Origin of the sequence: Fusobacterium sp., assembly GCF_019012925.1 — a bacterium.
In the GTDB taxonomy this organism is placed as follows: domain Bacteria; phylum Fusobacteriota; class Fusobacteriia; order Fusobacteriales; family Fusobacteriaceae; genus Fusobacterium_A.
In genome coordinates, this window is the sequence record NZ_JAGIRL010000012.1 from 1 (window position 1) to 15,486 (window position 15,486).

At 29.5% G+C, this 15,486-nt stretch carries 16 protein-coding genes; 9 read left to right on the top strand and 7 right to left on the bottom strand.

Annotation, left to right across the window (positions count from 1 at the left end; all coding sequences use genetic code 11):
* Window positions 1-249 precede the first annotated feature (249 nt).
* Window positions 250-1,218 carry a type I phosphomannose isomerase catalytic subunit gene (locus QZ286_RS01870; RefSeq protein ID WP_291255280.1) on the bottom strand — a complete coding sequence of 323 codons (969 nt, stop codon included), beginning with the start codon at window positions 1,216-1,218 and terminating at the stop codon, window positions 250-252.
* 120 nt (window positions 1,219-1,338) lie between these two features.
* Here QZ286_RS01870 and QZ286_RS01875 point away from each other — a divergent pair, with 120 nt between their 5' ends.
* The 5 genes from QZ286_RS01875 (at window position 1,339) to QZ286_RS01895 (ending at window position 4,202) form a co-directional block, all read left to right on the top strand.
* Window positions 1,339-2,373 (top strand): aldose epimerase family protein, encoded by a 1,035-nt coding sequence (locus QZ286_RS01875; protein WP_291255281.1) that lies wholly within the window; start codon window positions 1,339-1,341, stop codon window positions 2,371-2,373.
* 29 nt (window positions 2,374-2,402) lie between these two features.
* Window positions 2,403-2,678 (top strand): LysO family transporter, encoded by a 276-nt coding sequence (locus QZ286_RS01880; RefSeq protein ID WP_291255282.1) that lies wholly within the window; start codon window positions 2,403-2,405, stop codon window positions 2,676-2,678.
* Window positions 2,678-3,280 carry a lysine exporter LysO family protein gene (locus QZ286_RS01885; protein ID WP_291255283.1) on the top strand — a complete coding sequence of 201 codons (603 nt, stop codon included), beginning with the start codon at window positions 2,678-2,680 and terminating at the stop codon, window positions 3,278-3,280. The genes QZ286_RS01880 and QZ286_RS01885 overlap by 1 nt, the downstream gene beginning before the upstream one ends.
* A 98-nt stretch (window positions 3,281-3,378) precedes the next feature.
* Window positions 3,379-3,639: a hypothetical protein gene (locus QZ286_RS01890; protein WP_291255284.1), complete on the top strand. Its 261-nt coding sequence runs from the start codon at window positions 3,379-3,381 to the stop codon at window positions 3,637-3,639.
* Window positions 3,640-3,653: 14 nt separating this feature from the next.
* Window positions 3,654-4,202 carry a DJ-1 family glyoxalase III gene (locus QZ286_RS01895; RefSeq protein WP_291255285.1) on the top strand — a complete coding sequence of 183 codons (549 nt, stop codon included), beginning with the start codon at window positions 3,654-3,656 and terminating at the stop codon, window positions 4,200-4,202.
* Between the two features lie 72 nt (window positions 4,203-4,274).
* Here the strand turns inward: QZ286_RS01895 and QZ286_RS01900 are convergent, their stop codons facing one another.
* From QZ286_RS01900 to QZ286_RS01910, 3 genes are all read right to left on the bottom strand, one after another.
* Window positions 4,275-4,847, bottom strand: coding sequence for a hypothetical protein (locus tag QZ286_RS01900; RefSeq protein ID WP_291255286.1), 573 nt, complete (start codon window positions 4,845-4,847; stop codon window positions 4,275-4,277).
* A 66-nt stretch (window positions 4,848-4,913) separates the two neighbouring features.
* Window positions 4,914-5,900 carry a 2-hydroxyacid dehydrogenase gene (locus QZ286_RS01905; protein WP_291255287.1) on the bottom strand — a complete coding sequence of 329 codons (987 nt, stop codon included), beginning with the start codon at window positions 5,898-5,900 and terminating at the stop codon, window positions 4,914-4,916.
* A gap of 17 nt (window positions 5,901-5,917) precedes the next feature.
* On the bottom strand, window positions 5,918-6,961 hold the full coding sequence (locus tag QZ286_RS01910; RefSeq protein ID WP_291255288.1) for an AEC family transporter: 1,044 nt from the start codon (window positions 6,959-6,961) through the stop codon (window positions 5,918-5,920).
* Between the two features lie 211 nt (window positions 6,962-7,172).
* On the opposite strand from QZ286_RS01910, the gene QZ286_RS01915 reads away from it, so the two are divergent.
* Both QZ286_RS01915 and QZ286_RS01920 read left to right on the top strand, forming a co-directional pair.
* A complete protein-coding gene (locus QZ286_RS01915; protein ID WP_291255289.1) occupies window positions 7,173-8,738 on the top strand; it encodes a GHKL domain-containing protein in 1,566 nt (521 codons plus the stop codon).
* On the top strand, window positions 8,716-9,390 hold the full coding sequence (locus tag QZ286_RS01920) for a response regulator (protein WP_291255290.1): 675 nt from the start codon (window positions 8,716-8,718) through the stop codon (window positions 9,388-9,390). The genes QZ286_RS01915 and QZ286_RS01920 overlap by 23 nt, the downstream gene beginning before the upstream one ends.
* 48 nt (window positions 9,391-9,438) lie before the next feature.
* Here QZ286_RS01920 and galU read toward each other — a convergent pair whose 3' ends face one another.
* Genes galU through QZ286_RS01935 form a run of 3 tightly spaced genes read right to left on the bottom strand, consistent with a single transcriptional unit; the run spans window position 9,439 to window position 12,932 of the window.
* Entirely contained in the window at window positions 9,439-10,323 is an 885-nt protein-coding gene (galU, locus tag QZ286_RS01925) for a UTP--glucose-1-phosphate uridylyltransferase GalU (protein WP_291255291.1), read from the bottom strand.
* Between the two features lie 19 nt (window positions 10,324-10,342).
* Window positions 10,343-12,268, bottom strand: coding sequence for a methionine--tRNA ligase (gene metG, locus QZ286_RS01930; protein WP_291255292.1), 1,926 nt, complete (start codon window positions 12,266-12,268; stop codon window positions 10,343-10,345).
* Between the two features lie 28 nt (window positions 12,269-12,296).
* Entirely contained in the window at window positions 12,297-12,932 is a 636-nt protein-coding gene (locus QZ286_RS01935) for a lysophospholipid acyltransferase family protein (RefSeq protein ID WP_291255293.1), read from the bottom strand.
* Between the two features lie 183 nt (window positions 12,933-13,115).
* Between QZ286_RS01935 and ahpC the strand changes: the two genes are divergently transcribed.
* Together ahpC and QZ286_RS01945 are read left to right on the top strand one after the other, a co-directional pair.
* The gene (ahpC, locus tag QZ286_RS01940; RefSeq protein WP_291255294.1) at window positions 13,116-13,676 is read left to right on the top strand and encodes an alkyl hydroperoxide reductase subunit C; all 561 of its coding nucleotides are present in this window, start codon (window positions 13,116-13,118) and stop codon (window positions 13,674-13,676) included.
* An 18-nt stretch (window positions 13,677-13,694) separates the two neighbouring features.
* Entirely contained in the window at window positions 13,695-15,323 is a 1,629-nt protein-coding gene (locus QZ286_RS01945; protein ID WP_291255295.1) for an FAD-dependent oxidoreductase, read from the top strand.
* Window positions 15,324-15,486: the final 163 nt, after the last annotated feature.

Here is a 15,486-nt window from a genome sequence, read left to right on the forward strand (position 1 = left end):
CGTTCAATCTATTTAACTCAGTAAAATTTACTGATAATTTACACCAATTTATTGTTGTGTTTGCATTTATTGTCTTTCTCTATTCTGTTGCTAATGTCCTTAACATTATTTTGTCTCGCTTTCTCGCGGACAAGATATATACTATCACACATTTAATAATACGTCAATACTTTTTTATAATTTTTTATTAATTTTGTCAAAAAATAATTTATCACCACTCAATAGCAACATTGAATGGTGATTTTTTCTCTATAAATATGATTTTAAAATTTCAACTTTTCCAACAATTTGAGTTTTTAATCCAGCTGGTATTAAATATGTATCTCCTTTATTTATTGAGTATGATATATCATTACATAGAATCTCTCCACTACCATCTAAAATAGAAAGTATCTTAAAATTCTCATTAGTTTCATCTTCAAAAATTCCATCTACAATGTATTTATCTACATTAAAATACTTTCCTCTAACTAGCTCCTCTTTTTCAGCTCCAACCAATCTTATTTTTTGTCTATTTGCTGAACTTGTTATCCCTACTTTTTTATCAAAATCTATAACATCTAAAGCTTTATCTATGTGTAATTCTCTAAATTTTCCATCAACTAATCTATCAAAATCATAAATTCTATATGTTGTATCAGAATTTTGTTGAACTTCACAAATTAAAATCGATCCCTCTAGTGTTGCATGAACTACTCCTGGCAATAAATTTATAAAATCTCCCTTTTTCACTTTTACTGTATTAAATAAGTTATCAAAATCTTTTTTATCCACTTTTTCTTTAAATTGTTGCTTAGTAACTCCATCTTTTATCCCTAAAATAAGTGTAGCATCTTCACTAGCTTCCATTACATACCAACATTCACTCTTTCCAAACTCACCCTCTACTCTTAAAGCATACTCATCACTTGGATGAACTTGTACTGATAATCTATCATTTATATCTAAATATTTTATCAATAGAGGAAACTCCCCTTTAAATTTTTCACAAATCTCTCTTCCTAGGATCTCAGCTTTTTTACTCTCAATAACTTCTATCAAAGTTTTTCCAGCATACTCACCATTCTCTATATAAGATAAACCACCCTTATGTGAGCTTACTTCCCAAGATTCTCCATAAAGATTATCATCTGGTAAAGTCATATTTAAAATGGTATTAAATTTTCTTCCACCCCAAACTTTTTTTACTAATGTCTTCTTAAATTTTAACGGATACATAACTTCCTCCTCTACTTCTTTCTTTAGATTTTACAACTTATCTCCATTTTTTTCTACTAATTATTTTAACTTATTACTTTTTTTAGCTTTATATGCTAAAATAGTAAATGAGGTGAGATTATGGAAATAAAAGTTAGAAATTGGGGAACTACTAGAAATAATGAAGAGGTTTTTATGTATACCCTAAAAAATGAATTTATGGAAGTGGAAATTTTAAATTATGGGGGAGTTATTAGAAAAATAACTGTTCCTGATAAAAATGGTATCATGGAAAATGTTGTTCTAAACCTTCCTTCAATAGAAGATTATGAAAAAAGATCTCCTTATTTCGGTTCTTTAATCGGTAGAAATGCTGGTAGAATTGGAAACGCTACTCTTAAATTAAATGGAGAAATTTTTAATTTAAATAAAAACTCTGGTAACAATAATCTTCATGGTGGAATAGATAATTTTGGTCATAAAATATGGAATGTAGAGATTTTAGAAAATTTTTTAGGACTTAAACTATCTTTAGAAAGTCCTCATCTAGAAGAAGGATTTCCTGGTAATGTAAAAATTGAAGTTAACTATATTCTTAAGGATAACCAACTGATAATTGAGTATCATGGTACTTCTGATAGACCAACATACTTAAATCTTACTAATCACACTTACTTCAATCTAAGTGGAGATTTTAAAAGAGATATTAGTGATGAGTATCTTCAACTAGACTGTAACCAATTTATAGCTGTTAATGAAGAGACTCTACCTGTTGAAATAAAAAATGTAGAACACACTGCCTTTGACTTTAGAGAGCCTGTTCTTTTATCTTCAGCACTAAACTCTAATGACGAACAGATAAAAATTGTAAATTCAGGTTTAGATCATCCATTTATACTTGACCACGAAAAAACTAAAGCTATCTTTTTAGAAGATAAAATCTCTGGAAGAAGTTTGGAAGTAGTGACTGACCAACCTGCTGTTGTAATCTATTCAGGAAACTATCTGTATGAGGTTGGAAATTTAAATAGTGACACTATCTGTAAAAAACATATGGGAATCTGTTTTGAAACACAAAACTATGCTGATGCTCTTAATTTTTTACCAGATAAGGCTATTATAACTACACCTGAAAAACCATATATACAAAAAACTAAATTTATTTTTTCTAAATAATTTAATAAAAGCATAGGAGGGGAAAGAGTATGCAAACTATTATTTTGTATGTTATCATTATTTTAATCGGTTTTTTCATTGCTAAAAAAAAGATAATCCCTGAAAATTTAAAAAGTAAGGTTTCACATTTTCAAACGGGATCTCTATTCTTTTTACTTGGATTTATGGGATACAAGATTGGTGCCAATGATGATATTATAAATAATTTATCTCAGTTAGGAATTCAAGCTATTATTATTACTGCTTTTGCTATTATATTCAGTATCTTGATTGTCTTTATTATATATAGAGGAGGTAGAGGATAATGTTAGGTATTATTCTTTCTGTTATAATTGGTGTTATTGGTGGACTATTTTTTAAAAACACTTATATTTTAGAAAATGTTGATTTTTTAATTAGTTTCGGTTTATGTCTTTTACTATTCTTTGTAGGAATTGATATTGGAAATAATGATGAGGTTTTTAAACATCTACAAAATATAAGTAAAAAAATACTATTTTTACCTTTTATTACCATAATAGGTTCTCTTATTGGTGGTGCTATTGCTTCATATTTTATAGAACTATCTCTTGGAGAGAGTGTTGCTATCTCCTCTGGTATGGGTTGGTATTCATTTTCAGCTATTGAACTTTCCAAAATTGATGCACATTTGGGAGGAGTTGCCTTTCTTTCAAACGTTTTTAGAGAGCTGTGTTCTATTTTATTGATACCTATTATTGCAAAAAAAATAGGATCATATGAATCTGTAGCAACAGCTGGAGCCACTGCAATGGACTCTGTCTTACCTGTAATCAATAAAAGTAATCCACCAGATGTTTCAATCATAGCTTTTTACTCGGGATTGGTTATAACAATCGTTGTCCCAATACTTGTCCCTACTATGATTTCTCTATTTTCTTTGACTTAATTTTTTAAAAATATGACCTTTGATAAAAGTTGACAATTTTACTAAAAAATGTTAAGATATTTGCATACTAGAAATTAAATTTTATGAGGTGAATAAATATGTCAATTTTTGAAACATGGGAAGAAAATCTTTATGATTCTACATTTGATACTGTATTTGAGGCCCTTGTTGATGAGTATAAAAAAGGTCTTATTACTGTTGAGGAACTAAAAGTAAACATTGAAGAACAGCAACAAGTTTTACTTAACGCTTTCTTTGAAGGAGAGACAAAATCAGCTTACTGTAATGCTGTTGTTGATGCTCACCAATATGTTCTTGCTTTAATTAATCAAGGTAAACTTATTGTTGAAAATAATTAGGAGGCTTATATATTATGTCTAAAAAAGTTTATGTTCTTTTGGCGGATGGATTTGAACTTATTGAAGCTATGACACCTGTTGACGTTTTGAGAAGAGGAGGAGCAGACGTTGTTACTGTCTCTATTTCTAATTCTAAAGAAGTAGTCTCAGCTCAAAAGGTAACTGTTATAAGTGATACTACTATATTTGAAAATGAGATACTTGATGGAGATATGCTTATCCTACCTGGAGGTTACCCTGGATATGTTAATTTAGGTAATTCTGCAGAAGTTGGAAAGATTGTAAAATTCTATCAAGAAAATAACAAATTTATTGGAGCTATCTGTGGTGGACCAACTGTTCTTGCTAAGAACGGAATTTTCAAAGGAAAGAGAGTTACTTGTCACTCTTCTGTTGTTGAAGAGATGGAGGGTTATATCTGTACTAAAGAAAATACTCAGATTGATTCTAACTTAATCACTGGTATGGGTGCTGGTTTAGCTCTTGATTTCGCACTTGCTCTTGCAAATAAAATCTTTGACGAGGAGATTATATCAAAGATTAAAAAGGGCATGGAGTTATAGTTTTATAGACATTATTAAATTATAAGTTAAGGATTAACTTCTAAAAATCAGAAGTTAATCCTTTTTTACTTATCAGATCAATTCATTTACTTTTTTACTCAACTCTCCCCCACTTGCCTTTTTATTAAATATAGTATTATAAATTACATAGGCAGCTAAAGTTGATCCCAATTTAGAAGCATGCTTATCATCTTGATAATATAACTCCTCTTCTGGATATTTATCAAAATATCTCCACCAAACTTCACCTACATTAGCTACATCTATTCCAAGTTTTTCCCCTACCTCTCTATATCCTTCACTTAACTCTATCTGCTTATCTCTCTCATTTTTTAACGTCCAAGTCATATATAAAAATGGTTTAGCTCCTGACATATTTATGAACTCTTTTATCTTTTTTACTGAGGTATACAAAATATCTTTATCAAATCCACTCTGTAGATGTTGTAAAACAATAATATCATAATTTCCATATAAAATATTAAATCTTGTTTCTGGTTCTTTAGAGTGATAATCCAGTCCTTTATAACCTCTGGCTAACATTGTTACATCTACATCAATATTATTCTCACTGCATATCTGTTTAAATAAATATGGTAAATCATTAAAAAAAGTGTGGCTATTTCCTATAAACAAAACTTTCATCTCTACCTCCTATTAAAAAAACCTCTCTTAATATTATACTACATTAAGAAAGGTTTTATTCATATTTTATAATTTATTTGCACAATCTCCAGTTTCTAAATACTCTTGTAAATTTTCATATGATATTTCAATCATATTAGTTAATGCTTCATCTGTGTATGAACCTATATGTGGAGTTACTAAAACTTTTGGATATAGAGATAGTAGTTTTTCTACCTTTTCATCTATCGCTTTTCCTGTCATATCTTTAAAGAAAAACTCTTTTTCATTTGAAAATACATCAGTGGCAAATCCACCTATTTTTCCATTTTCCAATCCTTTTATTATATCTTCAACATTTTGAAGCTCTCCTCTGGCTGTATTGATTATAATAGCACCATCTTTTAAATTAGAGATGAACTCTCCTCCAATTAAGTTATCATTCTCTCCCTTTATGTATGGACAGTGTAATGTTATTATATCTGCAGTTCTATTTAACTCATCTAAACTTACATATTCTAATATTGATTTTGCCTCTTCATTAGGGTATAGATCATAAGCTATTACCTTTGCTCCTAGACCATGGAATAATTTAGCTGCTGTATAACCTATTTTTCCTGTTCCTATTACTCCAACTGTTAAATTTCTAATCTCTGGACTAAACATATACTCATCTACAACAAAGTTCTTATCTCTTGTTCTATCTATCATATAGCTTCCTTTTCTTACTAAATTCATAGCAAAAGTTATTGCTAATTCAGCTATAGCATTTGGAGAGTATCTTGGTACTCTAGCCATTTTAAATCCCATCTCATAAGCTGCATCTAAATCTATATGATTATAACCAACTGTTCTAGTTAATAGGTATTTCACACCAAAATTTTTCATTTTCTCTAAATTTTTTCTATTTGCTGGACAGTTCGCTCTTAACATTACAGCTTCGTGTCCTTCAATTAACTCAACATTTGTATCATTCATTAACTCTTCAACTAAAGTTAACTCATATCCAAATTTATTTAATTTTTCAAAATAACTCTTCTCTACTTTTCTAACACCGTAACAGATTAATTTCATTTTTCCTCCTTACATACTTACATAAATATATTTAAAGATTTGATTATTTCTAATACTACTATCCAAAGTGGCATACAGATTACACTAAATATTGTTGAAAGTAGTGAACAGTTAGATGTCAATACTGATTCTTTATCAAATTTTATTGCATATGCTGCTGCTACTGTAGCAGTTGGAGTTGCCATCATTATAATTACAGAAGCTAACCCAACAAATGAAATTGGTAAAATTTTTGTAACTGTTAGGATATATAATGCAGCTAAGTTAATAAATGGAACTATTAAAACTTTGAAGAAACTGTATATCCATGAATCTTTTGATGAAATTGCTTGAGCTAATGAGATATCTGCTAACTTAGCTCCTATTGCAAGCCAAGCTAATGGAGAAGCTAAAGCTGCTAAATAAGTCATTGGTTTAAATAACCAAAATGCTGTTTTATCTATTCTTAAGAAAGCATATGTTTTTTCACCAATCATAACTTGTGGTAAAGAATCTTGGAATATCCATATGAACATTCCTATAAATGTTGCTAACACAATTGAGTTTAAAAACATCTGCTTAATATTACTTTTGTTAGCTTTTATTCCTGACATCTTTATGTAAGCATATGAGTATAGGAAAACTCTATAAGCTATATTAAATATTGATGCATACATTACTCCTGTTTTTCCATAAACAGCAGCTATGATAGGAATACCAAAAAAAGTTGTCGATCCAAATGTTGTCAATACTTCTAAAACTACTTTTTTATCTCCGTCATATTTTATATATAATAGTTTAGTAGCAAATATTAAGATTATATAGATTGCAAATCCCCAAATTAATAGGTTTATTCCCTGCATTAAGCTCTCTTTATTGATATCCTGCATAAATGCATTAAAAGCTAATGCTGGTAATGAAGCTGATAATATAACATCTGTTAATATCTTAGCAGTGCTATCTTTAAAAATCTCTTTTCTTCTAAGATAAAATCCAAATAAAATAATTAAAACTGATGATGATATCGCTCCTACGATACTGTTGTTTTTTAAAATTCCGCTTAAAATCTCACTAAAATTCATAATTTCCTCCAATTATTTTGTTCTTAATAATAGAATACACTATTTAAATTACAAGTTCAATTTTTTTAATTTTATAAATCTTTTTTTAAGTTTTTTAAGTAAAAATATTTTTTTGTTCGTTCGTATAGATAACTTTTTTTTCGTTTAAAGGTCATTAATTTATCATTTTTTGGTATAGTATTTATTTTAAAAACGTGTTAATATTACTATTATGAACAAATTAAACTTTAAAACTAAACTAATTCTATATGTAACACTTATTAACTTTTTTACACTTGTTATATCCTACGGTATTTTTATCAATACAAAACTCAATACTAATAACAAAAATATTAAAAACAATCTCTATGAAATGGCTAAACTTATTGCCACTGATAATAATATTGTTACTTTTATTGAAAATAAAGAGCTAACTTCAGATATTGATAAAAAAATGGATAAATATATATCTATATTTCGAGATATTGATATAATTGTTGTAGCTGATATCTCTGGCAAAAAATACTCTCACTTAGATAAAAATCAGATAGGTAAGAATTTTATCAATCCAGTAAGATGGGAAACCCTTCTCGATAAAAATGGATATTACTCCACTATGAAGGGATCCATGGGAGTTACTACAAGATGGTTTGAGCCAATACTTTCAGCTGATAAAAAAAATGTTATCGGTTTTGTTATGGTTGGAAAATATGACTCCATAATAAAGACAATGAACAGCTCAACTGTCACTATTTTTATCTCACTATTTCTATTAGCACTCTCTGTTGCTTTTATACTCTCAATATTTTTTGCTGGTGGTGTCAACAAATCACTTTTTGGATTGGAACCAGATGAGATCAGTCAACTACATATTAAAGAAAAACTGATTATAAATAATCTTGAGTCCGGTTTGATTGCTCTTGATGATAACAATGAAATAGTGAGTGTCAATGAGGTGTTTCTAAAAAAATTCTCCTCTCTCACTCCTGAAAAAGTATTGGAACACACCATTAAATTTTTAGGTGGAAACAACATTATTAGAACGGAAATTGCAATTGATAATAACATATATCATATAAAAATCCTTCCAATATGTTATAATGAAAAGTATTTTGGAAATATTTTACTCTTAAAAACTCGTGATGATGTGGATTCCTATATCAAAGAGATCTCAGGTATTGATCAATTGGTTGAAGGTATCAGAGCTAATATACATGAATTTAAAAATAGATTACATGTTATTTTAGGTTTAATAAATATTAACAAACTAGATTTAGCTAAAAAATATATTTTAGAAGCTCAAGAGTTAAATGAATATGATTTTAAAAAATATAATCAGATTAAAAACCCATTTTTAAAAGCAATTCTCTTGGGTAAAGAAGCTATCTGTAAAGAGAGAAAGATAGAGTTTATTTTTGATCCTGAATCACATTTTGATTTTGAAGCTAAAAACTTTTTTGTCGAGGACCTGAGTACTATCATTGGTAATCTTATTGAAAACTCTATTGAATCCTTTATCGATTACAATGTTGCAAAAAAATTTATAGAGGTTAAAATTTTCCAAAATAAAAACTCTTTCTCTATTGAGGTAAAGGATAGTGGAAAGCCGATCTCTGAGAATACTCTTGATAAAATATTTGATTATGGTTTCTCCACCAAAGGAAACAATAGAGGTGTGGGACTCTATCTTATTCAAGAAAAAACAAAGCTTTATAATGGTAATATAAAGATAGAGCAAAATAAATTATATAAAAGTTTTATAATTGAGGTGAAATATGAAGAATGTCCTAATTGTTGAAGATGATGCTATGGTTGCTATGATCAATGAAGAGTATCTCTCTACTTTTCCAAATTTAAATATTATCGGTAGAACTTATACTGAATATGAAACTTTAAAATTTTTAAACGAAAACACTGTTGATCTCATCATTTTAGATGTTTTTTTAGGTGATGAAAATGGCATAGAAATTTTGAAAAAAATCAGAACTCTTGGATATTCAACTGATGTCATAATGATTACCTCTGCCAATGGAAGTAGTGAAATTAAAAAAGCTTTTTCATTGGGATGTATAGATTATCTAATAAAACCTTTCGACTTTGATCGTTTGAAAATTAGTGTTGATAAGATATTTGCTCGTGATGAAATACTCAATAGATCCAAGATTAGACAAGAGGCTATTGATAATATCCAAGTGATAAACATCAAATCAACTCCTAGATCTGTACTTCCTAAAGGATTAAATCATAAGACATTGGAAACTGTTACAGAGATAATTGATAAATTTTCCTATGAGGAGTTTGGGATAAAAGATATTTGTGAAGTAACTGAGATTAGTAATGTTACCATAAAAAAATACTTAGATTATCTTGTGGATACAAAATATATAAGTAGCTTTGTCAATTACGGCAATATTGGTAGACCTCTCTACCTATACAAGAAAATAAAATAGCAAAAACACCTTGATAGCTATCTTATGTAACTACCAAGGTGTTTTATATTATCTATCTAGCTCTAGATCATTTTTTAAATATGCAAGTAACTCTTCTCTTGTCTCTTCATTTCTTAATCCAAACTCTATATTTGCTTTTAAAAGTCCAAATTTATTTCCAATATCATATCTTTTTCCTTCAAACTCATAAGCTATTACTCTTTCTCCATCTTTTAACATATCTAAAATTGCATCTGTTAACTGTATCTCTCCACCTTTTCCTGGCTTCTCCTTCTCCAGATACTCAAATATTTTTGGTGTTAACAAATATCTTCCCAAACAAGCTAATTTTGAAGGAGCTTCTTCAATACTAGGTTTCTCTATAAAGTCATCCATTTCAACAGTTTTTTCATCTAGATTCTTAGTTGGTTTTACTATTCCATACTTTGATACATCTTCTGACTTTACCTCTTGACACCCTACTATACTAGCTCCATACTTTTCATATGTATCCATCAATTGTTTTGCTACTGGAGTATTTGGATTGTACACAATATCATCTCCAAGAGCTATTACAAAAGGTTCATCTCCTACAAAAGGTTTAGCTTTTAAAATAGCATGTCCCAATCCTTTTGGGTGGTTTTGTCTAACATAACAGATATTTGCCATTGATGAAATTTTCTCAACTTTTTCCAAAAGTGCATCTTTTCCATCTTTTTCAAGAGTATTCTCCAATTCATATGAAAAATCAAAATGATCTTCAATAGAATTTTTATTTCTTCCTGTCACTATTATAATATCTTTTATTCCTGACTCAACTAATTCTTCTACTATATATTGAAGAGATGGTTTATCAACAATAACAAGCATCTCTTTTGGTTGTGCTTTTGTTGCTGGCAAAACTCTTGTTCCCAATCCAGCTGCTGGTATTACTGCCTTAGTTACCTTTCTCATACTATCTGCTCCTTTATCCCTATTTTGCTTTTGATCCATTAACTACATCAGAGTTTATCTCGATTAATCTTAATCCATTTTTATCCTCTGTACTTAATAACATTCCTTGAGAGATCTCTCCTCTCATCTTTCTAGGTTTTAAGTTTGTAACTGCTAAAACTTTCTTTCCTACTAATTTTTCAGGTTCTGGATAATATTTAGCTATTCCTGATAAAATCTGTCTTACATGATCTCCTACACTTACTTTAAATTTTAAAAGTTTATCTGCTCCCTTTACCTTTCCAGCTTCTAAAATCTCTACAACCTGAATATTCACCTTATCAAAATCTGTTATATCTATTGGATTTTCTACCTCTAGATCTTCATTTACTTGCATAGGGTCTTTTTTAGGTGCCTCTATCTCCTCTAGATCTAATCTTGGGAATATTGGTTCTGCCTCTCCCAATTTATGTCCCTCTTTCAATAGATTCCATCCCATTATCTCTTCAACTTTTGCTGTATGAATATCTCTCTCTTCTCCCAATTGATTCCATATTTTTTGTGCTGATGTAGGCATATATGGATATACCATTACAGCTGATTTGTATAGTCCATCTATCAAATGATTCATAACAACTGCAAGTCTATCTCTCTTAGCCTCATCTTTTGCTAAAACCCAAGGAGCTGTCTCATCAATGTATTTATTCAATCTTGAGATAAATTTCCAGATACTCTCTAAAGCTTTTGAGTACTGTGCAATATTCATCTGCTCATCTACCTCTTTTACAACTTCCTTCCATAGATTTTCTATTTCATCATCATATATATCTCTTGTGCTTCCAGAAACAATTACTCCACCAAAGTATTTTTTATACATTCCTAGAGTTCTATTTAAAAGATTTCCTAAATCATTTGCAAGATCAGAGTTTATTCTTGTAACTACTGATTTAGTCGAATAATCTCCATCATTTCCAAATTGTACCTCTCTCATTAAACAATATCTAAATGCATCTACTCCATATTTTTCTACTTCTGAAATTGGATCCACTACATTCCCTTTAGATTTTGACATCTTTTCTCCCTCTGATGTCCACCAACCATGAGCTACTACTTTATCTGGTAATTTCTCTCCAGCTGAAAGTAGCATACAAGGCCAAATTATAGCATGGAATCTAACTATATCCTTTCCTAATAAATGCATAACTTCAGCATTATTCCAATATTTATCAAACATCTCTGGATTGTTCTCATACCCTACTGCTGTCAAATAGTTAGTCAATGCATCAAACCACACATATGTTATGTGTCCTGGAGCAAACTCAATAGGAATTCCCCACTCAAATGTATTTCTAGAAATTGATAGATCTTGTAATCCCTGTTTTATAAATGACACTACTTCATTTTTTCTTGAACGAGGTAATATAAAATCTGGATGTTTTTCAATATGCTCTAATAATGCATCTTGATATTTTGACATCTTAAAGAAATATGATTCCTCTTTTACTATTCTTAACTCTTTCCCACAATCTGGACAATGGTTTCCATTTACAATTTGATTTTCAGGTACAAATGTCTCACAAGAAACACAATATTTTCCTGAATACTCTCCTTTATAAATATCTCCTTTTTCATATACTTTTTTTAATATCTTTTTTACTGCCTCTTTATGTCTAGGTTCAGTAGTTCTTATGAAATCTGAATACTCTATTCCTAATTTTGCCCACATCTCTTTAAATCTTGGAGCCATTATATCAGTCCACTGTTGAGGTGTATATCCTTTTAGTTTTGCAGTTTCCTCAACTTTTTGTCCATGTTCATCTGTTCCAGTTAAAAAATAAGCATCATAACCCATTGTTCTTTTATATCTCGCTATTACATCTGCAGCAATTGTAGTGTAAGCACTTCCTACGTGTGGATCTCCATTTACATAGTATATTGGTGTTGTTACATAAAAATTTTTACTCACTATATTACTCCTCTCCTATCTTCTATAATTAAATATATTTTTCTGCTTCTTTATCTAACCTATTCAATTCCTCTTTTATTTTTAAACAATACTCCTCTATATTTGCATCTGCTGGAACTTCAATGGGCTCTCCCATAAGATATACCATAGTTGTAAAAGGTTTTGGAAATTGAAATTTATCCCAAGCTTTTTTAAACTCCCATTTACTTTTATATGCTGTTCCTGTTGGAATAATGTATTTTTTACCTTTTTGTGCCAAATATACCATTCCTTGTTTAACTTCATATATAGGTCCTTTAGGTCCATCTACTGGAGTCCCTATTGAATAACCTTTTTTCATTAATTTTATAAGTGAAATTAAACTTGAAGTAGAATTCTTATCTGATGAACCTCTTACCATATGGAATCCTAATTTCTCAAGTGGTACAGAGATTAGCTCTCCATCTTTCGATGGACTTGCTAAAACTGCTCTTTTTTCTATATAATCTAGACATAGTGTTGAAGCTACTAATTTATTATGCCAAAAAGCAAATATATAACTCTCGTTGACTTCATCTATCTTATCATTTTTTATAATTTTAATTTTTAATGTTTTTCTTATAACTTGAAGTATGATATAAAGTATAAAACCATATCTTCTATACTTTTTTATCTCTTTGTCCATTTTCTCTCCCTTCAATCTTAAAGTCTCTATCTTTTAATTATAGCATAAATATAAGCTTTTAAAAAGAGAGATTGAATATTTTTTATATCCTTGATTATTTTAGTTGACTTTTTGCCAATTATGTTTTATAATCAAAATATAAAATTATAAAAATATTCGTAAATTAAATAGGAGGTAATTATTATGTCTTTAATTGGAAAACAAGTTAATGAATTTAGAGGAACTGCTTACCATAATGGTGAGTTTATTGAGATAAAAAATGAAAATCTTTTAGGAAAATGGTCAGTTGTAGTTTTCTACCCTGCAGATTTTACTTTTGTATGTCCTACTGAATTAGAGGATTTAGCTGAGCATTATGAGAAATTTAAAGCTGAAGGTTGTGAGGTATACTCAGTTTCTACTGATACTCACTTTGTTCACAAAGCTTGGCACGACACATCAGATAGAATTAAAAAAATTCAATTCCCTATGGTTGCTGATCCTACAGGTAGAATTTCTAAGGAATTTGAAGTTTTCATTGAAGAGGAAGGTTTAGCACTAAGAGGAAGTTTTGTTATCAATCCAGAAGGAAAGATTGTAGCTTATGAGGTACATGATTTAGGAATTGGTAGAGAAGCTAGTGAGTTATTAAGAAAATTACAAGCTGCTAAATTTGTGGCTGAGCACGGAGAGGTTTGTCCAGCTAAATGGCAACCTGGTAGTGACACTATAAAACCATCTATCGATTTGGTAGGTAAACTTTAATCATTTGGAAGTGATATTATGAGTAAAATATATGATACTATTATCATTGGAGGTGGACCTGCTGGATTAACAGCAGGTCTATATAGTGGTAGAGCTAAGCTCGACACACTAATTATAGAAAAAAATATTCCTGGAGGTCAAATAACAGTTACTAATGAGATTGTTAACTATCCAGGTATTATTGAGACAAGTGGAAGTAAATATGGAGAAACATTAAAACAACAAGCTATTAACTTCGGTGTTTCTTTTGCTCAAGATGAAGTTGTAGATATGGATTTATCTGGTGACATAAAAACAATAAAAACAAAGAATGGGTCTTATCAAACTTATTCTGTAATTATAGCTACTGGAGCTTCTCCAAGAAAGCTTGGATTCCCTGGAGAGAAGGAGTATGAGGGAAGAGGAGTAGCCTTCTGTGCTACTTGTGATGGTGAATTCTTTACTGATATGGATGTTTTTGTTATTGGTGCTGGATTTGCTGCTGCTGAAGAAGCTATATTTCTAACTAAGTTTGCTAGAAAAGTTATAGTTATAGCTAGAGAACCAGAGTTTACTTGTGCAAAATCAATAGCTGAAAAAGTATTAGCACACCCTAAAATAGAAGTTAGATTTAACACTGAAATTTTAGAAGCTACTGGTGATATTCAGTTGAGAAAAGCTAAGTTTATAAATAATGTTACTAAGGAAGTTACTGAATTTGAAGCTGCTAATGGAGAGAGTTTTGGTATCTTTATTTTTGTTGGATACGCTCCTCAAAGTCAATTATTCAAAGATCATATAACTATTGATAATTTTGGATTTATTCCAACAGATGAAAACCTTATGACAAATGTTCCTGGAGTTTTTGCTGCTGGAGATATTAGACCTAAAAAATTAAGACAATTAGTAACTGCTGTTTCAGATGGTGCTGAAGCATCTTTTAACAGTGAAAAATATGTAATTGAAATTAAAGAAAAATTAGGAGTAGAAAAAGAGGTTTGCGAGGCAGATAAAGTCTCTACTGTAGAAGAAAAAACTTCTGAATTTTTAGATTCAAATCTTAAAGCTCAACTTTCAGAAATTGCTAAAAGATTTGAAAAATCAATAGAGTTAGTTGTTATAAAAAATAACGATCAATTTTCAATTGATTTAGAAAATTCAATTAAAGAGATCTCCTCTGTTTCAGAAAAAATTAAGTTTTCTTCATATAATTTAGGAGAAAATCCTGCTTTAGAAGAGAAAATATTTTTGAAAAACACACCTACTGTAGCTATCTTAGATTCTGAAGGTGCTTTCTCTGGAATTAAATACTCTACTATTCCTGGTGGACATGAATTAAATTCATTTATTCTAGCTATGTACAATGTTGCTGGTCCAGGTCAAACTCTATCAGAAGAGGTTTTAAATAAGATATTCAATATTAAAACTCCTACTGATATTAAAATCGGTATCTCACTAAATTGTACTAAATGCCCAGACACTGTTCAATCAGCTCAAAGAATAGCAATTGAAAACAGTAATATTCAAGTTGAAGTCATTGATGTTTTTAACTTTAAAGAGTTTAAAAATAAATATGACATTATGAGTGTTCCTGCCCTTGTTGTAGAAGATAAGGTTTATTTTGGAAGTAAAAATATAGAGGAAGTTTTAAATATTCTTTCTAAGTAAATATACTATTATTAACTCTCATATAAAAAGGGGCTGTTGCAAACTTAATAGCTATATGTTTTAAAATTAGCTAAAGAGATTTTTTAATCTCTTTGGCTTTTTTATTTTTAAAATAAAAAAAGGTATAAAGTACTCGAAATTTTTTCAAATTTCTAATACAATA